This is a genomic window from Martinezella sp. CNPSo 3957, assembly GCF_057784395.1.
On record NZ_JBXSOU010000012.1, the window covers coordinates 113,853 to 132,745 of the forward strand.

At 62.1% G+C, this 18,893-nt stretch carries 17 protein-coding genes; 14 read left to right on the forward strand and 3 right to left on the reverse strand.

Annotation, left to right across the window (positions count from 1 at the left end):
* The 5 genes from AC13QE_RS24390 (at position 1) to AC13QE_RS24410 (ending at position 6,727) form a co-directional block, all read left to right on the forward strand.
* Complete coding sequence (locus AC13QE_RS24390) at positions 1 to 984, forward strand: bifunctional riboflavin kinase/FAD synthetase (protein WP_488485602.1); 984 nt, start codon at positions 1 to 3, stop codon at positions 982 to 984.
* 133 nt (positions 985 to 1,117) lie between these two features.
* Positions 1,118 to 1,315, forward strand: coding sequence for a DUF3311 domain-containing protein (locus AC13QE_RS24395; protein ID WP_034508488.1), 198 nt, complete (start codon positions 1,118 to 1,120; stop codon positions 1,313 to 1,315).
* Entirely contained in the window at positions 1,305 to 2,780 is a 1,476-nt protein-coding gene (gene mctP, locus AC13QE_RS24400) for a monocarboxylate uptake permease MctP (protein WP_488485603.1), read from the forward strand. Before AC13QE_RS24395 ends, mctP begins: the two co-directional genes overlap by 11 nt.
* A gap of 300 nt (positions 2,781 to 3,080) precedes the next feature.
* Positions 3,081 to 5,963, forward strand: a complete 2,883-nt coding sequence (gene ileS, locus AC13QE_RS24405) for an isoleucine--tRNA ligase (RefSeq protein ID WP_488485604.1) — start codon at positions 3,081 to 3,083, stop codon at positions 5,961 to 5,963.
* A gap of 134 nt (positions 5,964 to 6,097) precedes the next feature.
* On the forward strand, positions 6,098 to 6,727 hold the full coding sequence (locus tag AC13QE_RS24410) for a hypothetical protein (RefSeq protein ID WP_112335401.1): 630 nt from the start codon (positions 6,098 to 6,100) through the stop codon (positions 6,725 to 6,727).
* A 36-nt stretch (positions 6,728 to 6,763) separates the two neighbouring features.
* On the opposite strand, the gene AC13QE_RS24415 is transcribed toward AC13QE_RS24410, so the two are convergent.
* A complete protein-coding gene (locus AC13QE_RS24415) occupies positions 6,764 to 7,222 on the reverse strand; it encodes a nucleoside deaminase (RefSeq protein ID WP_488485605.1) in 459 nt (152 codons plus the stop codon).
* 72 nt (positions 7,223 to 7,294) lie between these two features.
* On the opposite strand from AC13QE_RS24415, the gene AC13QE_RS24420 reads away from it, so the two are divergent.
* The 3 genes from AC13QE_RS24420 to AC13QE_RS24430 are packed head-to-tail and all read left to right on the forward strand — an operon-like array spanning position 7,295 to position 10,705.
* Positions 7,295 to 9,247 carry a pseudouridine synthase gene (locus AC13QE_RS24420; protein ID WP_488485606.1) on the forward strand — a complete coding sequence of 651 codons (1,953 nt, stop codon included), beginning with the start codon at positions 7,295 to 7,297 and terminating at the stop codon, positions 9,245 to 9,247.
* A gap of 6 nt (positions 9,248 to 9,253) precedes the next feature.
* Positions 9,254 to 9,820: a 16S rRNA (guanine(966)-N(2))-methyltransferase RsmD gene (gene rsmD, locus AC13QE_RS24425; RefSeq protein WP_132715935.1), complete on the forward strand. Its 567-nt coding sequence runs from the start codon at positions 9,254 to 9,256 to the stop codon at positions 9,818 to 9,820.
* Between the two features lie 18 nt (positions 9,821 to 9,838).
* Complete coding sequence (locus AC13QE_RS24430) at positions 9,839 to 10,705, forward strand: patatin-like phospholipase family protein (protein ID WP_112335405.1); 867 nt, start codon at positions 9,839 to 9,841, stop codon at positions 10,703 to 10,705.
* A 43-nt stretch (positions 10,706 to 10,748) separates the two neighbouring features.
* Here AC13QE_RS24430 and AC13QE_RS24435 read toward each other — a convergent pair whose 3' ends face one another.
* The gene (locus tag AC13QE_RS24435) at positions 10,749 to 12,569 is read right to left on the reverse strand and encodes a monovalent cation:proton antiporter-2 (CPA2) family protein (protein ID WP_488485607.1); all 1,821 of its coding nucleotides are present in this window, start codon (positions 12,567 to 12,569) and stop codon (positions 10,749 to 10,751) included.
* Between the two features lie 150 nt (positions 12,570 to 12,719).
* Between AC13QE_RS24435 and AC13QE_RS24440 the strand changes: the two genes are divergently transcribed.
* The 6 genes from AC13QE_RS24440 (at position 12,720) to lpxK (ending at position 18,590) form a co-directional block, all read left to right on the forward strand.
* Positions 12,720 to 14,072, forward strand: a complete 1,353-nt coding sequence (locus tag AC13QE_RS24440) for a TldD/PmbA family protein (protein WP_488485608.1) — start codon at positions 12,720 to 12,722, stop codon at positions 14,070 to 14,072.
* 26 nt (positions 14,073 to 14,098) lie between these two features.
* Positions 14,099 to 14,905, forward strand: coding sequence for a 3'(2'),5'-bisphosphate nucleotidase CysQ (locus tag AC13QE_RS24445; RefSeq protein WP_488485609.1), 807 nt, complete (start codon positions 14,099 to 14,101; stop codon positions 14,903 to 14,905).
* A 61-nt stretch (positions 14,906 to 14,966) separates the two neighbouring features.
* Positions 14,967 to 15,212: a DUF4170 domain-containing protein gene (locus AC13QE_RS24450; RefSeq protein ID WP_015338950.1), complete on the forward strand. Its 246-nt coding sequence runs from the start codon at positions 14,967 to 14,969 to the stop codon at positions 15,210 to 15,212.
* Positions 15,213 to 15,392: 180 nt separating this feature from the next.
* Entirely contained in the window at positions 15,393 to 16,712 is a 1,320-nt protein-coding gene (gene waaA, locus AC13QE_RS24455; RefSeq protein ID WP_488485610.1) for a lipid IV(A) 3-deoxy-D-manno-octulosonic acid transferase, read from the forward strand.
* 12 nt (positions 16,713 to 16,724) lie between these two features.
* A complete protein-coding gene (locus AC13QE_RS24460; protein ID WP_132715941.1) occupies positions 16,725 to 17,456 on the forward strand; it encodes an HAD family hydrolase in 732 nt (243 codons plus the stop codon).
* 84 nt (positions 17,457 to 17,540) lie between these two features.
* The gene (gene lpxK, locus AC13QE_RS24465) at positions 17,541 to 18,590 is read left to right on the forward strand and encodes a tetraacyldisaccharide 4'-kinase (RefSeq protein ID WP_488485611.1); all 1,050 of its coding nucleotides are present in this window, start codon (positions 17,541 to 17,543) and stop codon (positions 18,588 to 18,590) included.
* Positions 18,591 to 18,619: 29 nt separating this feature from the next.
* Here the strand turns inward: lpxK and AC13QE_RS24470 are convergent, their stop codons facing one another.
* A complete protein-coding gene (locus AC13QE_RS24470; protein WP_015338954.1) occupies positions 18,620 to 18,850 on the reverse strand; it encodes a DUF2093 domain-containing protein in 231 nt (76 codons plus the stop codon).
* Between the last annotated feature and the right edge of the window lie 43 nt (positions 18,851 to 18,893).

An 18,893-nucleotide genomic window follows, 5' to 3' on the forward strand; every position in this document is an offset into this window, starting at 1 on the left:
ATGACCGTTTTCCACCGCAACGAAACCCGCGAGCCGCTTCCCGATGCGTTGAAGGACGGCGTGGTCGCCATCGGCAATTTCGACGGCGTGCACCGTGGCCATCAATCGGTGCTGACGCGTGCGCTGGAGATCGCCAGGGAGCGCGGCATTCCGGCTCTGGTGCTGACTTTCGAGCCCCATCCGCGCACCGTCTTCAAGCCGGATCATCCCGTCTTCCGCCTGACGCCTGCGCCTTTGCGAGCGCGGCTGCTGGAAGCGCTCGGCTTCAACGCCGTCATCGAATATCCTTTCGATCGCACTTTCTCGCAGCGCTCGGCGGATGAATTCGTGCATTCGATCCTGATCGACTGGCTGCACGCGTCGGAAGTCGTCACTGGCTTCGATTTTCATTTTGGCCATGATCGTCAGGGAGGCCCCGCCTTCCTCATGAATGCTGGCAGCCATAACGGCTTCGGCGTGACGCTGATCGATGCCTTCCGCGACGAAAACACGGAGGTCATCTCGTCGAGCCGCATACGCACACTGCTTGCGGAAGGCGATGTCGCCCAAGCCGCCGGTCTGCTCGGCTATCGCTATACCGTCCAGGCCCCTGTCATCGGCGGTGAGAAGCTGGGCCGCACGCTCGGCTTCCCTACGGCAAACATGCAGTTGCCACCCGAGACATCGCTGAGGGCAGGCATCTATGCTGTTCGCTTCCGAACTGCAGATGGCATCATCCGGGATGGCGTCGCCAGTTATGGCCGGCGTCCGACGGTAACGGACAACGGGGCGCCGCTGCTGGAAACCTTCGTCTTCGATTTCAGCGGCGATCTCTACGGACAGGTCTGTTCGGTCTCCTTCTTCGGTTATCTCCGCCCCGAACTGAAGTTCGACGGTCTCGATCCGCTGGTCGCGCAGATCCGCAAGGATGAGGACGAGGCACGTGCGCTGCTTGCCGGTGTCCAGCCGCTTAGCGAGCTCGACCGGGTCATCGCCTTTTCCTGATTTCGTTGGAAACGATTACGTGCGGGGATTGCGGCGACGCAATATCTTTTTGCCTTGAGCGACTGGAAAGATGTTGCAATACCTACATCGTAGGGCGCGAGTCGCAGCGCCCGTTTTCCGAAAGGCGAATGGGATGGATAAACGTTTCGGAACGGCGGCCTGCTGGCTGCTCGTCATTCCTTATATTGGTTTGCTTTGGGTGCCCTTCTACAACAGCCACGATCCGGTGCTGTTGGGTTTCCCTTTCTTCTACTGGTATCAGCTGGCCTGGGTGCCGATCACCGCTGTTCTGACCTGGATCGCCTATCGGAGCATGCGCCATGATGACTGATATCGATCCGACAGCTCTTGCCGTCTTCATATTCTTCCTGGCCCTCGTGACCGTGATGGGCTTTGTCGCTGCCCGCTGGCGTAGGCCGAAGACCCTTGCCCATATCGACGAATGGGGCCTTGGCGGCCGCACCTTCGGTACCTGGATCACCTGGTTCCTCGTTGGCGGCGATTTTTATACGGCCTATACGGTCATTGCCGTCCCGGCGTTGGTCTACACGGTCGGCGCCTATGGCTTCTTCGCGCTGCCCTATACGATCGTCGTCTATCCGTTCGTCTTCATGGTCATGCCGCTTCTTTGGAGGCGAGCGAAGGATCATGGTTACGTCACGGCCGGCGATATCGTCCACGGCCAATACGGCTCGCGGGCGCTGGAACTGGCGGTCGCTCTGACGGGCGTTATCGCCACGATGCCCTATATCGCCCTACAGCTCGTCGGCATGACGGCGGTGTTCAAGGCCTTGGGGCTCCACGGCGAATTGCCGCTCGCTGTCGCCTTTATCATCCTGGCGCTTTATACCTATTCGGCCGGCCTTCGCGCTCCGGCGCTGATCGCCTTCGTCAAAGACATCATGATCTACATTGTGGTGATCGCGGCCATCGCGCTCATTCCGGCGAAACTCGGTGGCTATGCCAATGTCTTTGCCGCGGCTGATGCGGATTTCAAAGCCAAGGGGGCGGGTAGTCTGCTGCTTGGCGGCAACCAGTATGTCGCCTACGCGACGTTGGCGCTCGGCTCGGCGCTGGCGGCGTTCATGTATCCGCATACGCTGACCGGCATCTTCGCGTCCAACAGCGGCAATACCATCCGCAAGAATGCGGTGCTGCTGCCGGCCTACACTCTGCTGCTGGGCCTACTGGCGCTGCTCGGCTATATGGGCCACGCGGCAAATCTGAAGCTGGACAGCGCCAATGACGTGGTGCCTGCACTGTTCCAGACCCTATTCTCCAGCTGGTTTGCTGGCTTCGCCTTCGCGGCCATCGCTATCGGAGCGCTTGTCCCTGCAGCCGTGATGAGCATTGGCGCTGCCAATCTCTTCACCCGCAATTTCTGGAAGGCCTATGTCGATCCGCAGGTTTCCGATGCCGGCGAGGCGAAGGTCGCCAAGATGACCTCGCTTGTCGTCAAGGTCGGCGCGCTTCTCGTCATCATTTTCCTGCCGACGCAGTTCGCGCTCGATCTCCAGCTTTTGGGCGGCATCTGGATCCTGCAGACGCTGCCGGCTCTGGTCTTCGGTCTCTATACCAAGTGGTTCCGTGCACCGGCACTGCTCGCCGGCTGGTTCGTCGGCTTCTTTGGCGGCACCTATCTCGTATGGGATGCTGGCTGGAAGCCGCTGCACATGGTTCCGCTCGGCGAAGCCGGCTTCACCGTCTATACGGGGCTGCTGGCGCTTCTCGCCAATATCGTCGTGGCCGTTATCGTCAATGCGGTCGTGCCGGCACGGGCAGCAGCACGAGCCTGATTAGATAGACCCTCAAATTGGCCGCGGACGGAAACGTCCGCGGCTTTTCTATGGATTGGCGCAACTGTTTCCTCTTCCTTTCCCTGGAAAAAACGCCTATGAACCGGCGACCATGACCCAATTTCGGCTGAGCCACGCGATACGAATTATTGGCCCGGCCTTCCGCGCGCTTTAAGCTGCCGGAAGGTCCGGGTTTTTGGCGTCTCGCTCAAGAGATGCTTTCCGCCGCCGAAAAATCCCCGTATGGCTGCGCCAGTTGAGGCGCAAGACGCCCGAGACACCGAGGCAATTGTCACGACTATGACCGATACCGCTGAAAAGATGGATTACTCCAAGACCCTTTACCTGCCGGAAACTGATTTTCCGATGCGCGCCGGACTGCCGCAGAAGGAGCCGGAGCTGGTGAAGCGCTGGGAGGAGATGAGCCTCTATAAGAAGCTGCGCGCCTCCGCCGCTGGCCGTGAAAAGTTTGTGCTGCATGATGGCCCGCCCTATGCCAACGGCCACATCCACATCGGCCATGCGCTGAACAAGATCCTCAAGGACGTCATCACCCGCTCGTTCCAGATGCGCGGCTATGACAGCAATTACGTTCCGGGCTGGGACTGCCATGGCCTGCCGATCGAATGGAAGATCGAGGAGAAATATCGCGAGAAGGGCAAGAACAAGGACGAGGTCCCGGTGAACGAGTTTCGCCAGGAATGCCGCGACTTTGCCGCCGGCTGGATCAAGATCCAGTCCGAGGAATTCAAGCGCTTGGGCATCACGGGCGATTTCGACAATCCCTATCTGACCATGAACTTCCATGCGGAATCCCGCATCGCCGGCGAGCTTTTGAAGATCGCCCGTACCGGTCAGCTTTATCGTGGCTCCAAGCCGGTCATGTGGTCGGTGGTCGAGCGGACGGCGCTGGCCGAAGCCGAAGTCGAATATGCCGACGTCGAGAGCGATATGATCTGGGTAAAGTTCCCGGTGGCTGAAGGCCCGGCGCATCTCGCCGGCACCTTTGTGGTCATCTGGACGACCACCCCCTGGACGATCCCCGGCAATCGCGCGATCGCATACTCCTCGCGCGTGTCCTACGGACTCTATGAGGTCACGGAAGCTGCCAATGATTTCGGCCCGCGCCCGGGCGAGAAGCTGATCTTCGCCGACAAGCTCGCCGAGGAATCCTTCGCCAAGGCAAAGCTGCAATACAAGCGCCTCGGCGACGTGACCGCTGCCGATCTGGCCGCACTCACCTGTGCTCATCCGCTCGCCTCGCTCGGCTATGGTTTCAAGGTGCCACTGCTCGATGGTGACCACGTCACCGATGATGCCGGCACGGGTTTCGTGCACACGGCGCCCAGCCACGGCCGCGAAGACTTTGACGCCTGGACGTCGCATGCCCGCGATCTTGAAAAGCGCGGCATCTCCTCCGCTATCCCGTTCCCCGTTGATGACGCTGGCTTCTACACCGCGGACGCCCCCGGCTTCGAAGGCGGCCGCGTCATGGACGACAACGGCAAGAAGGGCAATGCCAACGACCTCGTCATCAAGGCGCTGATCGAGACGAACACGCTCTTTGCGCGCGGCAGGCTGAAGCATTCCTATCCGCACTCCTGGCGCTCGAAGAAGCCGGTCATCTTCCGCAACACGCCGCAATGGTTCGTCTACATGGACAAGGACTTTGCCGACGGTTCGACGCTGCGCTCGCGCGCCCTGAAGGCGATCGATGACACCCGCTTCGTGCCGGCTGCCGGCCAGAACCGCCTGCGCGCCATGATCGAGCAGCGCCCGGATTGGGTCCTGTCGCGCCAGCGCGCCTGGGGTGTGCCGATCGCGATCTTCGTCGACGAGCAGGGCAACATCCTACAGGACGATGGCGTCAACGCGCGCATCCTCGAAGCTTTCGAGCAGGAGGGCGCCGATGCCTGGTTCGCGGAAGGCGCGCGCGAGCGCTTCCTCGGCGAAAAGGCCAACGAGCCCTGGACACAGGTCATGGATATCCTCGACGTCTGGTTCGACTCGGGCTCGACGCATACCTTCACGCTGGAAGACCGCCCGGATCTGAAATGGCCGGCCGACGTCTATCTCGAGGGCTCCGACCAGCATCGTGGCTGGTTCCATTCGTCGCTGCTCGAAAGTGCTGCGACCCGTGGCCGCGCGCCTTATGACACCGTCGTCACGCACGGCTTCACCATGGATGAGCAGGGCCGCAAGCAGTCGAAGTCACTCGGCAACGTCGTTGCCCCGCAGGACGTCATGAAGGACGCCGGCGCCGATATCCTGCGCCTCTGGGTTATGACGACGGACTATTGGGAAGACCAGCGCCTGGGCAAGGCCATCATCCAGACCAATGTCGATGCCTATCGCAAGCTGCGCAACACCATCCGCTGGATGCTCGGCACGCTGGCGCACGACAAGGGCGAGGTGATCGCCTATGCCCACATGCCGGAGCTGGAGCGGCTGATGCTGCACCGTCTCGCCGAGCTCGACGAACTGGTACGGGAAAGCTACGACGCCTTCGACTTCAAGCGCATCGCCCGCGCCCTGATCGATTTCGCCAATGTCGAGCTTTCGGCCTTCTACTTCGACGTCCGCAAGGATGCGCTTTACTGCGATGCGCCGTCGAGCCTGCGGCGCCGCGCCTCGCTGGCCGTCATCCGCACGATCTTCGACTGCATGGTGACGTGGCTGGCGCCGATGCTGCCTTTCACCACGGAAGAGGCATGGCTGTCGCGCAATCCGTCTGCGGTCTCGGTTCATCTCGAGCAGTTCGTCACCATTCCCGTCGAGTGGAAGAACGAGGCGCTGGCCGAGAAGTGGAAGAAGATCCGCGCCGTGCGCAGCGTCGTCACCGGCGCGCTGGAAATCGAGCGCAAGGATAAGCGGATCGGCTCCTCTTTGGAAGCTGCTCCGGTCGTCTACGTCGCCGATCCCGAGCTGCTGAAGGTGCTCGAGGGCCAGGACTTCTCGGAAATCTGCATCACCTCCGATATCACCATCCTGGGTGAGCAGGGCCCTGCGGATGCCTTCCGCCTCGACGACGATGCCAAGGTCAGTGTCGTGCCGAAGCTCGCGGAGGGCCGAAAGTGCGCCCGTTCCTGGCGCATCACGACGGATGTCGGCTCCGATCCGGAATACCCGGATGTCTCGGCGCGTGACGCCGCGGCACTGCGCGAACTTGCCGCTGTCAACTGAAGAAAATTGCCGGATGAATTGCCTTTGCGGCGTTCATCCGGTAAAAGCTGCCTGAAAATGGCCAGAATTTTACGGCAGTTGCCGTTGAATGGGGTCATATTGCGTTTATTCCGGCATGGCTGGGAAGGGTTTTCATGAGAGCGATGCATAAGGTTCGTGTCGGCGTCAGCTTGGCGGCACTTGTGGTTGGCTGCGGCGCCATGTCCGGTTGCCTTAGCAGCCCGACTTACGGCACCGACAAGACGGCCGGCGTCCAGCTCCTGGATGACCTCGGCGACATCGCCTCCGTTTCGGCCGCAACGCCGAAGGACAAGGGTGTGAAGTATCCGAACCGCCCCGGTCTCGTTGTTGCCGGAAGCAAAGACACTCTGACCGCTCCACAGCAGTCCCTGGCAAGCAAGGACAACCCGGCCTGGCTCGAATCGCCGGAAGACGCCCGCAAGCGCCTTGCCGCGGAAGCCGACGAGAAGAAGAACGACGTCAACTATCGTTCGCCGCTGGCTCAGGCCGACAGCGCCAAGAATCACATGAGCGAAGCGCAGCAGACGGCAGCCTATCGGGCCGCGCGCCAGGATCAGGCCGGCAGCTATATCGATCAGCGCCGTTACCTCATCGACCCGCCGCAGCAATATCGTCAGGTTGCCGACCAGGCGGCCCTCAACGATCTCGGTACGCCCGAGTCGAAGAAGGAAAAGAAGCGCAAGAAGGACGCCGAGGCCGCGCAGCAGACCAGCAACAGCAGCTGGTGGAAGCCTTTCCAATAAAAGCCCTCGAGGCGGCGGCATCAAAACCGCCGCTTTTCAGTCTTCGAAGCGTTTCGCTTGAAAGAAACCTCTGAGGATGTCGGCGGATGCGGTCTCGCCGAGGCCGGAATAGACCTCCGGCGCATGATGGCAGGTAGGCTGGCGATAGAAGCGCACGCCATTGTCGACACCGCCGCCTTTGGGATCCTCGGCGCCATAGTAGAGACGTCGGATGCGCGCGAACGAAATGGCCGCCGCGCACATGGTGCAGGGTTCCAGCGTCACATAGAGATCGGCGCCCGCAAGACGTTCCTGGCCCAATTCCTCGCAGGCCAGGCGGATGGCGACGATTTCGGCGTGGGCGGTGATGTCGTTGAGCTCGCGGGTACGGTTGCCGGCAGTGGCGATGACCTTGCTGTCGAGCACGACAACGGCGCCGATCGGCACTTCGCCGCGCTCTCCGGCACCGCGCGCTTCGGTCAAAGCAAGCTCCATGAATTGATTTGTAGCCGCCATTCAAGTTTTTCCACTTAACCGCAAGGGCGTGACCTGATAGGAACACGCGTTAAAAATTCAGGCAAACAACAAATGACGATGAATGACAAGCCCAAGCGGCCTGGGTCTAAACCCTTCGCTGGCGACAAGAAGACGATAAAGCGCGATGGCGCGAAGCCTGCGAAGGTCGCAACCGTCAAGGCTGCGGATGAAACCGCAGTCGAGGATGGAAAGGCCGAGCGCATTTCCAAGGTGATGGCGCGCGCTGGTGTGGCCTCGCGCCGCGATATCGAGCGCATGATCCTCGATGGCCGCGTCAAGCTGAACGGCGTGCTCCTTGATACGCCGGTGGTCAACGTGACCCTGACTGATAAGATCGAGGTCGACGGCGTACCGATCCGCGGCATCGAGCGCACCCGCCTGTGGCTCTATCACAAGCCGGCCGGCCTGGTGACCACCAACGCCGATCCTGAAGGACGCCCGACCGTTTTCGATAATCTGCCGGAAGAGCTGCCGCGCGTCATGTCGATCGGCCGCCTCGATATCAACACCGAGGGCTTGCTGCTGCTGACCAATGACGGCGGCCTTGCCCGTGTTCTGGAATTGCCGACGACCGGCTGGCTGCGCCGTTATCGCGTGCGCGCCCATGGTGAGATCGATCAGGAAGCGCTCGACAAGCTGAAGGAAGGCATTGCCGTCGACGGCGTGCTCTATGGCTCGATCGACGCGACGCTCGACCGCACCCAGGGATCCAACGTCTGGATCACCATGGGCTTGCGCGAAGGCAAGAACCGCGAAATCAAGAACGTGCTCGGCGCGCTTGGCCTCGAGGTCAACCGCCTGATCCGCATCTCCTATGGCCCGTTCCAGCTCGGCGAGCTGCCGGAAGGCCATGTGCTCGAGGTACGCGGCCGCACGTTGCGCGACCAGCTCGGCCCGCGCCTGGTCGAGGATGCCAAGGCGAATTTCGATGCGCCGCTTTACAACGCCCCGGCCATCGCCGAGCCCGAAGAGGCGGATGCCAAGCCGGCGCGGACGGCCCCGGTTCGCGCGGGCAAGGAAGAGCGCCCGCGTCGGGAGCGCCCCGAGGATAAGCGCGAGCGTGCGCTCAGCCGTCTCGATACCAAACGCGATGCCAAGCGCGACGATCGTCGCGAGGGCGGCCGCGATGGTGGGCACAAGGACGATGACCGTCAGAAGCGCCAGCCGCTCGGCCCGCGCCGCAGCGCCAATGTCTGGATGGCGCCCGGCGCCCGCCCGCTCGGCGAAAAGGCAGCCGCGAAGGCGGCCAAGAATGCAAAGACCGCCTCCCGGCGCGGCGAGCCCGAACGCCCGCAGCGTAGCGGCTTCGACCGTCCGGACGAAGGCCCGCGCGTTCGCATCAATCGCGTCGACGAGGGCGATGGCGAGTGGATCCGTTCGAGCGAGGAAGCTCCGCGTCGCTCGCGTGGCGATGATGAAGGTTTTGATCGCAAGCGTTCGCGCGGCGACCGTCCGCAGGGTGACCGTCCCGCTCGTGGGGATCGTCCGTTTGGCGATCGTCCGCGTGGTGAACGTGGTTCGCGGCCAGAGGGTGGCGATCGTCCCCGTGGGAAATCTTTCCAGGGGGAAGCCCGCTCCGAGCGCTCCTTCGGAGATCGGCCCGCGCGTGGCGATCGGCCTTTCGGCGATAAGCCCCGTGGTGACCGGCGTCCGCGCGCCGAGGGAGACGAGCGTCCGCGCAGCAAGTCTTTCGGCGGCGAGCGCCCGCAGGGGGATCGTCCGCCGCGCGATCGGCCGTTTGGTGATCGTCCGTCCCGGGGCGACCGGCCCTTCGGTGACCGTCCGCAAGGCGAGCGTTCCTTCGGTGATCGTCCGGCCGGCAAGCCCTTTGGCAAGAAGCCAGGCGGCGGCAAATCCTTTGGCGGCAAGCCCGGCGGAAAGCCCGGTGGTTCGCGCGGCTTTGGCGGCAAGCCCAGCGGTGCAAGTCGCCCCTCTGGCGGTCCGCGCGGCGGTTCCGGTCGGGGTGGCCCCGGCAGGGGCGGTCCCAAGGGCGGCAGGGGCTGACGCGCGGTGAGGATCGTCGGCGGTGAGTTTCGCGGTCGCTCGCTTGCAACGCCGAAGTCGAACGACATTCGTCCGACGGCGGATCGCACGCGCGAAAGCCTGTTCAACATTCTGAACCATGCCTATCCCGAAGCTATCGACGGCACGCGGATGATGGATGTGTTTGCCGGCACCGGCGCCGTCGGGCTGGAGGCAGCCTCGCGCGGCTGCCGGCATGTGCTCTTCGTGGAAAGCAGCGTCGAGGGCAGGGGCCTCCTTTGGGAAAACATCGAGGCGCTCAGCCTGCACGGCCGCACGCGCATGCTGCGCCGTGACGCGACGGATCTCGGCAGTGTCGGCAATCTCGAGCCCTTCGATTTTCTCTTCGCCGACCCGCCATATGGCAAGGGGCTGGGCGAGAAGGCTTTCGCGGCCGCTGCCGCCGGTGGCTGGCTGGTGCCGGGCGCTTTGGCGATCCTCGAGGAGCGCGCCGATGTTACAGTTGCTGCGCCGTCGGATTTCCTGTTTCTGGAGGAGCGAACCTTCGGTGACAGCAAGATGCATTTCTTCCGTTACCAGCCGCTGGCGGCCTGACGGAGGAAGGAGAACAATATGGGCGATTATGCTGATTTCGTCGGCAGCGACTATCCGCTCGCCGCTTCCGGCACGCCGAGCGTCGCAGTCGCCTTCGGCTGCGGCGGTGCGCGCGGTCTCGCCCATATTCATATCATAGAGGCGCTGGACGAGCTCGGTATCCGCCCCGTCGCCATAGCAGGCTCCTCCATCGGCTCGATCATGGGCGCGGCCATGGCCGTCGGCATGAGTGGCGCTGAGATCCGCGACTATACGCTGGCAACCGTCGGCAATCGCCCGGCCGTTCTCAACAAGATCTGGAGCCTGCGGCCAGTCAGTATGCGTAGCATCCGCTTCGGTCAATTCAATCTCGAACGCATTCTGCGCACCTTCCTGCCGCCGGCCATTCCGGAAAGCTTTTCCGAGCTGCACATCCCGCTGAAGGTGGTCACGACCGATTATTACGACCAGGCGGAGGTTGTCATCGAGAAGGGCGAGCTTTTCCCCGTGCTCGCCGCCTCTGCCGCCATTCCCGCCGTGTTCATGCCGGTCAAGCTTGGAGACCGCGTGATGATCGACGGCGGCATTATGAATCCGGTTCCCTATGAACATCTGGCCGGGCTTGCCGATATCATCATCGGCATCGACGTCGTCGGCGGGCCGGAAGGCAGCGGCCGACAGGTTCCGAACCGCATCGAGAGCCTGTTCGGTGCCGGCCAGCTGACCATGCAGTCCAACATTGCCTTGAAGCTGCGCCTGCAGGCGCCGCAAATCTTCCTGCGCCCTGCCGTCGGCCGCACTGGCGTCCTCGATTTCCTGAAGGCACGCGATATCCTCGCCATGTCGGCCGGCGTGAAGGACGAGCTGAAATTCGCCCTCGACCGGGTGATGACAGCGAAGAACTAAGTATTCGCCGATAAGTTGATGCCAGTCCGTACAAACAAGACCGCTAAACCCGCTCCGGCTCCTCCTGCGGCAAGGCAACAAGATCGTCTGCATCGCTGTAGGTGTCGACTGCACGCTTCGGCTTGACCAACGGCTCCGGCTTGACGGGGCGCGAGTAGAGCATGTCGGTGCCGGCTTGCAGCCCCTCGCTGACCTGCAGCACGAGCCGTTGCTCATCGCGTTTGCGGATATCCTCGCCGATCTCATAGGCTTCCGCCTCGCTGACGCCGAGCGCCTCCAGCGTACGGCGGCCGAAGAGCAGGCCGGATTCCAGCGTCTCGCGCAGCTCATAATCCACGCCCTTGTGACGCAGTTCGATCGAATGAATGCGATCGTAGGAGCGCACGAAGATGCGCGCGTGCGGATAATCCGTCTGCACGAGTTCGACGATCTTGTCGGTCACCTCGCGCAGATGCGTGCTGACGACGACGATCTTGGCGCGATCGATGCCGGCGGAGCGCAGCACGTCCTTCCGTGTGCCGTCACCGAAATAGATCCGGAAGCCGAAGCTCGATGCCTGGCGGATGCGATCGGCGGAGAAATCGATGACGGTCACGTCGCGGCCGCTGGCAAGCAGGATCTGCGCGGCAATCTGGCCAAAACGCGAAAAGCCGATCATCAGCACGTCGGAGCCGGCACCCTCGAAATCCTCGTCCAGCTCTTCCTGCGTGTCGCCCTTCACCAGCCGCTTCGCCAGCGCGGAACTCAGCGGCGTCAGCGCCATCGACAGTGTCACGATGGCGATCAGCGTCGATGCCGTATTGGCGGAGAAAAGCCCGCCGCTGGCGCTGGCGGCGCTGAAGAGCACGAAGCCGAATTCGCCGCCCTGCGGCAAGAGGCCGGCAATACGCACGGCATCGTTATGCGGGGAGCCTGTGACGCGGCAGAGTGCATAGATCACGATCGCCTTGATGAACATCATCACCGGAACAGCGAGCACGATCAGCACCCAGTTGTCGAGGATCACGTCGAGTTTCAGCGACAGACCGACGGCGATGAAGAAAATCGCAAGCAGCACGCCACGGAAGGGCTCGATATCCGCTTCCAGCTCATGTCGATAGGAGGATTCGGCCAGCATTACGCCGGAGAGAAAGGCACCCATCGCCATGGAGAGGCCGGCAAGCTGCATCAGCGTTGCCGATCCCATGACCACAAAGAGGGCGGCTGCAATCATCGCCTCGCGGGCGCCGGTGCGAGCGATCACCTGGAACAGCGGCGTCAGCAGATAGCGGCCGGCGATAACCATTGGCGCCACCGCACCGACGGCGATTGCCAGGCTCGGCAGGGGATTGGCGGTTTCCTGCGCGCCGTCGAGCACGGTGATCAGCGCCAGCAGCGGCACGATGGCGAGATCCTGCAGCAGCAGCATCGAGAAGGAGCGCTGACCGTATTTCGTGTTGACGTCGCCTTGCTGTTCGAGGATCTGCATCGCGAAGGCAGTCGAGGAAAGCGCCAGGCCGAAGCCGATGATGATGCTGCCCTTCCAGCCCGCAATGCCGCCGAAATAGGCTGCCACCATCAGCGCAAGTCCGCTGAGAACTACCTGTGCCGTGCCGAGGCCGAAAATATCCCGGCGCATCTGCCAGAGGCGGGACGGCTTCAGTTCCAGCCCGATGATGAAGAGCAGGAAGACCACGCCGAGTTCGGCAACCGCAAGCACGGCCTCGCTGTCACTGATGCTGTGCAGGATCGGGCCGATCACCACGCCGGCGGCGAGATAGCCGAGCACCGTGCCAAGCCCCAGTTTCTTGAAGATGGGCGCCGTGACGACGGCGCCTCCGAGCAGCAGCAGGGTTTCGGTGAAAAGCGTATTGGGGGCGGACATCGTCTGTTTCTTTCCGTGGGGCAGGCGGTGTTGCGACGCGCGGCCATCATAAACAACCATGCGTGAAGAGATTAGAACAAGAATCGGCTTTGCCGCCCTTGATGCTTTATGTAGTGCACAATAAATGGAACGCGAAGGAAAGGCCAAGTCATGACCTCTGAAATCGATTCCGCCGCTCTGCTTTCCCGCGCCAGCCAGTTGATCGACCTCGCCCGGAAAGCCGGTGCGGATGCGGCCGATGCCGTTGTGGTGCGGTCGCGTGCCCATTCCGTCAGCGTCCGCCTCGGCAAGGTTGAGGGTACCGAATCCTCCGAGAGCGACGATTTTTCGCTGAGGGTCTTCGTCGGCAACCGCGTCGCCAGCGTTTCGGCCAATCCCGGCTTCGATCTGAATGCTCTTGCCGAGCGCGCGGTAGCCATGGCCAAGGTTTCGCCGGAAGATCCCTTCGCCTGCCTTGCCGATGAGGCGGATCTCGCCAAGAGCTATCCCGATCTCGAACTGTTCGATCCGACCGAAGTCTCCACGGAGCAGCTACGCGAAGCGGCGCTTGCGACCGAGGCGGCAGCTCTTGCCGTTTCCGGCGTCACCAACTCTTCCGGGGGCGGCGCCTCGGCCGGCATGGGCGGTCTTGTGCTCGTCACTTCGCATGGTTTTTCCGGCCACTATATGGGCTCGCGCTTCGGGCGTTCCGTCAGCGTCATTGCCGGCGAAGGCACAGGCATGGAGCGCGACTATGATTTCGACAGCCGTCTCTATTTTGCCGATCTCGATGCAGCTGAGGAGATCGGCCGCCGCGCCGGCGAGCGGGTGGTCAAACGCCTCAATCCGCGGCAGGTTCCGACCGGCAAGAATGTCACCGTCGTTTTCGATCCCCGTGTCGCCCGCGGCTTCGTCGGCCATATCGCCGGCGCCATCAATGGCGCGTCTGTCGCCCGCAAGACCAGCTTCCTGCGCGACAAGATGGGCCAGCAGGTGCTGAAATCAGGCCTTTCGATCACGGACGATCCGCTGATCGTGCGCGGGCCATCCTCGCGCCCCTTCGACGGCGAAGGCGTGTCTGGCAAGCGGCTCGTCATGATCGAGGACGGTGTGCTGAAGTCCTGGTTCCTGTCCACCGCGACGGCGCGAGAAATTGGCGGCGGGCTGAAGACCAATGGTCGCGGTGTCCGCGGCGGCACGTCCGTATCGCCTGCTTCCACCAACCTAGCGCTGGAACCCGGCGATATTTCGCCCGAGGAACTGATCCGCAACATCGGTACGGGCTTCTATGTCACCGAGCTAATCGGCCAGGGCGTCAATATGATCACCGGCGAGTATAGCCGTGGCGCCACCGGCTTCTGGATCGAAAACGGAGAATTGACCTTCGCGGTTTCGGAGGTAACCATCGCTTCCAACCTGAAGGACATGTTCATGCGCGTGACGCCGGCGAACGACATCGACCGAGATTTCGGCATCGCTGCTCCGACGCTTGCTATTGAGGGCATGACGCTCGCGGGCCGCTGAAAACGAGCGGAGATTGGAATTCGTCAATGATCGATAGCAAGGCCGGCCAATTGAGCGACGTGGACCTGATCGTGGGTGCCGCGCTCGAGGCGGGCAAGATCGCTCTCGGTTTCTTCCGGCAATCGCCGGAAGTCTGGTGGAAGAATAACGGCCAGTCCCCGGTCAGCGCCGCGGATTTTGCCGCGAACGAAAGCCTGGCCGCCACGCTTCGTACCGCAAGGCCCGATTATGGCTGGCTTTCCGAGGAAACCGATGATGACGCCGAGCGTCTGAAGCACGCGACCGTCTTCGTCGTCGATCCGATCGACGGCACCAGGGGTTTTCTCTCTGGCCTGGATCTATGGTGCGTCAGCGTTGCCGTCGTCACTGACGGTCGGCCGGTGGCGGGTGTCCTCTACGCGCCGGCGCTGGACGAGCTCTTCGTGGCGACGGCTGGCGGGCAGGCCTTGAAGAACGGCGAGCCGATCAGCGTTTCCCAGAGGGTCGGCGACGATATCAATCGTCTTGCGACCGGCGAGGAGATGCTGAAGGGCTTCGACCCGGATTTTCGCAAGACGGTCGAGCGGGTGAAGCACGTGCCGTCGCTCGCCTATCGCCTTGCCATGGTGGCGGACGGCAGGCTTGAGGGAACAATCGTCAAACGTAACTCCCACGACTGGGATCTCGCCGCCGCCGACCTTATTTTGGAGCGTGCCGGGGGCGCCCTTGTCGATCTTTCCGGCAAGGCATTGCGCTACAACCGCGCCGAAGTATCCCATGACGAACTTTGTGGTGCGTCGGCAGCACAATTACCGGAGTTTCTCCATCAACTATCGAACCGACGAGACGGTTGACCTTTCCGTCAAAATCCCGCAGATGAAGGACGGAGGGGGACGACAGTAGAAAGAGACGAAAATGACTGATACCAGCGGCAAAAAGCAGCTCCTGCACCTTGTCTTCGGCGGTGAATTGGAAAACCTCGAAGAGGTCCAGTTCCGCAATCTCAATGAGCTCGATATCGTCGGTATGTATCCCGATTATGCGAGCGCGCTGGTGGCGTGGAAGTCCAAGGCACAGCAGACTGTCGACAATGCCCATATGCGTTATTTCATTGTCCACCTGCATCGTTTGTTGGATCCGCAGGAAAAAGCGGCATCCTGAGGTCGCATTACTCCGAATTTTGCATTTGATATCTCCATCCGGGAAAGCGTTGTCGCTTTAAATCCGGCCATGAAGCAGTATCTTTGACACAATAAGAACGAAAATTCGGCTGCTTATTCGGCCGCGTGGTTATCGGGATTTGGCATAGATGATGATCAGCTGGGATGGGAGGCGGTCGAAATGAGTAGCCTCAGGGCGCGTCTTGCCTTGAGCGCCTATCGTTTCGGCGGAATTGCCGTTTATCCGTTCATCGGGCCTTATCTCGCCGTTCGCGCGGCGAAGGGCAAGGAAGATGGCTCCCGCAGGCTGGAGCGCTCGGGTTATGCTAGCGCCAACCGCCCGCAGGGACCGCTGGTCTGGTTCCATGCCGCAAGCGTCGGCGAAACCTCGGCCGTCATTCCGCTGATCCGAGAAATCCGTCGTCGCGATATCCATGTCATCCTGACGACGGGCACGATCACCTCTGCCAAGGTCGCGCATCAGCGGCTTGGCGACGAGGTAATCCATCAATACGTTCCGCTTGATCTCAAGCCTGCCATCAAGCGGTTCCTCGATTATTGGCAGCCCGATTGTGCCATTTTCGCCGAATCCGAGATCTGGCCGACAACGATCATGGAGCTTGGCCGCAAGCGCATTCCGCAGATCCTCGTCAACGCCCGCATGTCGGATCGATCCTTCGCGCGCTGGAGCCGGCATCCCTCGCTTGCCGAGGCGCTGTTCGAAAATCTGGCGCTGGTCGTGGCACAGTCCGACCTCGATGCCGAGCGCTTTCGTGATCTCGGCGCCCTGCAGGTTCTCAAATCAGGCAATCTCAAGGTGGATACGGACGCGCCGTCCTATGACGCGCCGACGCTTGCCGGTTACATGAAACAGGTCGGAGACCGCAAGACCTGGGCAGCTGTCTCCACCTTCGAGGGCGAGGAGGGTGCTGCCGCCTCCGTCCATTCGATGCTCAAGGAGCACAACGGCCAGCTCACCATCATCGTGCCGCGCCATCCCGAGCGCTGCGATGCGATCGAGGCGATGCTGGTCGAACAGGGCCTGAAAGTGGCGCGCCGCACCCGCAACGACATCCTTTCGCCCGATGTCGATGTCTTCCTCGGCGATACGATCGGCGAGATGGGGCTTTACCTGCGGATGACCGAAGTCGCTTTCATGGGCAAATCGCTATTCAACGAAGGCGGCCAGAACCCGCTTGAGCCGGCTATGCTCGGCTGCGCGATCCTGACGGGCGGCCATGTCCAGAATTTCCGTGACTCCTATCAATTGCTCGCCCGCCGCGGCAGCGCCCGCATGGTGCGCGATACCGAGATGCTGGCGCGCGGCGTGCATTATTTGCTCACTAACGACACGGCACGACGCGGTATGATCGACGCCGGCTTCGCAGCCGTGCATGAAATGCGAGGCGCGCTGGCCGCAACGGTCAAAGGCCTGGAGCCCTATATCAATCCGCTTTCGGTCAAGGCGCGGCTGATGCCGAAGACAATGGCGAACGGATAAGAAGGGAAGGATATGACAGCGGCGAAGCTGGGAGCGATTGCGGGTATTCTTTTCGACAAGGACGGCACGTTGCTCGACTATGATCAGAGCTGGTTGCCGGTCAATCGCGAGCTTGCCAGGATCGCTGCTCAGGACGATCCCATTCTTGCCGATCATCTTCTCTCCGCCTGCGGCATGGACCCGATCACCGGCCACATCGTGCCGGATAGCCTGCTTGCGGCAGGTAACACCCGGCAGATTTCCGAGGGCCTGGTGGCTGCCGGCTCGAAAGTGGATGTCGCGGAGCTGGTGGAAAAACTCGACGCGCTTTTTGCGCATGCGGCCGATTTCTCCTCGCCTGTCACCGATCTCGCTGCCTTCTTCCAGCGCCTGCATGAGCGTGGCTACAAGCTTGGCGTTGCCTCCAGCGACAATGAGCGCTCCATCCGTCAGACCGCGCGCCGCTTCGGCTTCATCGACTATATCGATTACATCGCCGGCTATGATAGCGGCTTCGGCACGAAGCCGGAGCCGGGCATGGTGCTCGGCTTCTACGCGGCGACCGGTCTTTCGCCGGCACAGGTCGCTGTCGTCGGCGACAACAATCACGACCTCCATATGGGGCGCAACGCCGGTGTCGGCCTGACTGTCGGCGTGCTGACAGGCACCGGCTCGCGCGAAACGCTGACAGCCGCATCGGATTATTGCCTCAACGACATTACCGAGCTTGAAAGCCTGCTCATGCCTGTGGCGCAATCGGCCTGATCCCGGCAATGGCTTGCTTTTTCATGCAATCTGCCCTTTCTTGCCGGTTGGTCGCAGGCACAGGAATAGGGCTGGATTAGACGCATGGTATCGGAAGCCCCACCTTTCTGGTGGCGAAAGCCGGATTGGCGTGCCTGGGGGCTCTCACCCTTTTCCTTCCTATATGGCCGTATCGCCGGGCATCGCATGGTGCATGGCAAACGCGCCCCCGTGCCAGTGCCGGTCATCTGCGTCGGCAATTTTACGGTCGGCGGTGCCGGCAAGACGCCGACGGCGCTTGCGCTTGCCCAGGCCGCGAAGGCGAAGGGGCTGAAGCCGGGGTTCCTCAGCCGCGGCTATGGCGGCTCGCTCGACGTCACGACGGTCGTCGATCCCTCGCATCATCATGCCACGGCCGTCGGCGATGAGCCGCTGCTGCTTGCCCGCGAGGCGCTGACAGTCATTGCCCGTCGCCGTGCCGATGGTGCAGAAAGGCTCGTACGCGAGGGGGCTGATCTCATCATCATGGATGACGGCTTCCAGAGCGCGCAGATTGCGATCGACTATGCCCTTGTGGTGGTCGATGCCGGCAGGGGCATCGGCAATGGCCACCTGGTTCCAGGCGGTCCCGTGCGTGCGCCGCTGCGCACGCAGCTCCTCTATGCATCCGGCCTGCTGAAAGTCGGTGAAGGCACCGCCGCCGATCGCGTTGTGCGTCTTGCGGCAAGGGCGGGGAAGCCTTTCTTTTCAGCGAGCGTCAGAGTGCGTGGGCATGAGGATTTGCGCGGACGTAAGGTACTTGCCTTCGCCGGCATCGCCGATCCCGCCAAGTTCTTCCGCACGGTCGAGACGCTGGGGGCTGAGATCGCCGTCCGGCGCAGCTTCGGAGATCACGAACATCCCGGCGAAGACGACGTCTCCGACATGCTCGACATAGCCGCGCGCGAAGGGCTGGAGATCGTCACCACGTCGAAGGACTACGTGCGCCTGATCGGCCATCATGGCCGCGCCGACGAACTGCTGCAGCGCTGTAGGGTGATCGAGATCGATATGGTCTTTGACGATCCCCAGGCCCCAGCCCTGATTATCGACAGGGCCATTGCAGCCGCACGAGAGCGGCGCTTGGGGGAAAAGCGCAATAGCAAAGCGGCCTAGGGCCATGTCTCGTTATTCAGCGAGAGAAATCAGCGCTTTTGATTGGGTAGTGCGCCGGCGCGCTTTTCGGCTTCGAGCGAAGTGATGACGTCGGCATAGGGCTCCTGCCGGGCAACGCTCCAATAGCGCAGCTCATCGAGTGCAATATGCTTGCCGGTCATGGCGCAGACGACATAGGAACCCGGCATCAGGATCTGGAAATCGCCGTCGAGGTAGCGAATCTTCGCCTCGCGATTTCCATGTCCCTCGAAAAGATTCATCTGGTGCCGTCCTTGATCTGTCCTATCCGTTTGCCATACCGCA

Excerpts from the sequence above, each read along its gene's own strand:
- AC13QE_RS24390 (WP_488485602.1), top strand. The coding sequence starts at position 1 with ATGACCGTTTTCCACCGCAACGAAACCCGCGAGCCGCTTCCCGATGCG.
- AC13QE_RS24395 (WP_034508488.1), top strand. The coding sequence starts at position 1,118 with ATGGATAAACGTTTCGGAACGGCGGCCTGCTGGCTGCTCGTCATTCCT.
- mctP (WP_488485603.1), top strand. The coding sequence starts at position 1,305 with ATGATGACTGATATCGATCCGACAGCTCTTGCCGTCTTCATATTCTTC.
- ileS (WP_488485604.1), top strand. The coding sequence starts at position 3,081 with ATGACCGATACCGCTGAAAAGATGGATTACTCCAAGACCCTTTACCTG.
- AC13QE_RS24410 (WP_112335401.1), top strand. The coding sequence starts at position 6,098 with ATGAGAGCGATGCATAAGGTTCGTGTCGGCGTCAGCTTGGCGGCACTT.
- AC13QE_RS24415 (WP_488485605.1), bottom strand. The coding sequence starts at position 7,222 with ATGGCGGCTACAAATCAATTCATGGAGCTTGCTTTGACCGAAGCGCGC.
- AC13QE_RS24420 (WP_488485606.1), top strand. The coding sequence starts at position 7,295 with ATGACGATGAATGACAAGCCCAAGCGGCCTGGGTCTAAACCCTTCGCT.
- AC13QE_RS24430 (WP_112335405.1), top strand. The coding sequence starts at position 9,839 with ATGGGCGATTATGCTGATTTCGTCGGCAGCGACTATCCGCTCGCCGCT.
- AC13QE_RS24435 (WP_488485607.1), bottom strand. The coding sequence starts at position 12,569 with ATGTCCGCCCCCAATACGCTTTTCACCGAAACCCTGCTGCTGCTCGGA.
- AC13QE_RS24440 (WP_488485608.1), top strand. The coding sequence starts at position 12,720 with ATGACCTCTGAAATCGATTCCGCCGCTCTGCTTTCCCGCGCCAGCCAG.
- AC13QE_RS24445 (WP_488485609.1), top strand. The coding sequence starts at position 14,099 with ATGATCGATAGCAAGGCCGGCCAATTGAGCGACGTGGACCTGATCGTG.
- AC13QE_RS24450 (WP_015338950.1), top strand. The coding sequence starts at position 14,967 with ATGACTGATACCAGCGGCAAAAAGCAGCTCCTGCACCTTGTCTTCGGC.
- waaA (WP_488485610.1), top strand. The coding sequence starts at position 15,393 with ATGAGTAGCCTCAGGGCGCGTCTTGCCTTGAGCGCCTATCGTTTCGGC.
- AC13QE_RS24460 (WP_132715941.1), top strand. The coding sequence starts at position 16,725 with ATGACAGCGGCGAAGCTGGGAGCGATTGCGGGTATTCTTTTCGACAAG.
- lpxK (WP_488485611.1), top strand. The coding sequence starts at position 17,541 with ATGGTATCGGAAGCCCCACCTTTCTGGTGGCGAAAGCCGGATTGGCGT.
- AC13QE_RS24470 (WP_015338954.1), bottom strand. The coding sequence starts at position 18,850 with ATGAATCTTTTCGAGGGACATGGAAATCGCGAGGCGAAGATTCGCTAC.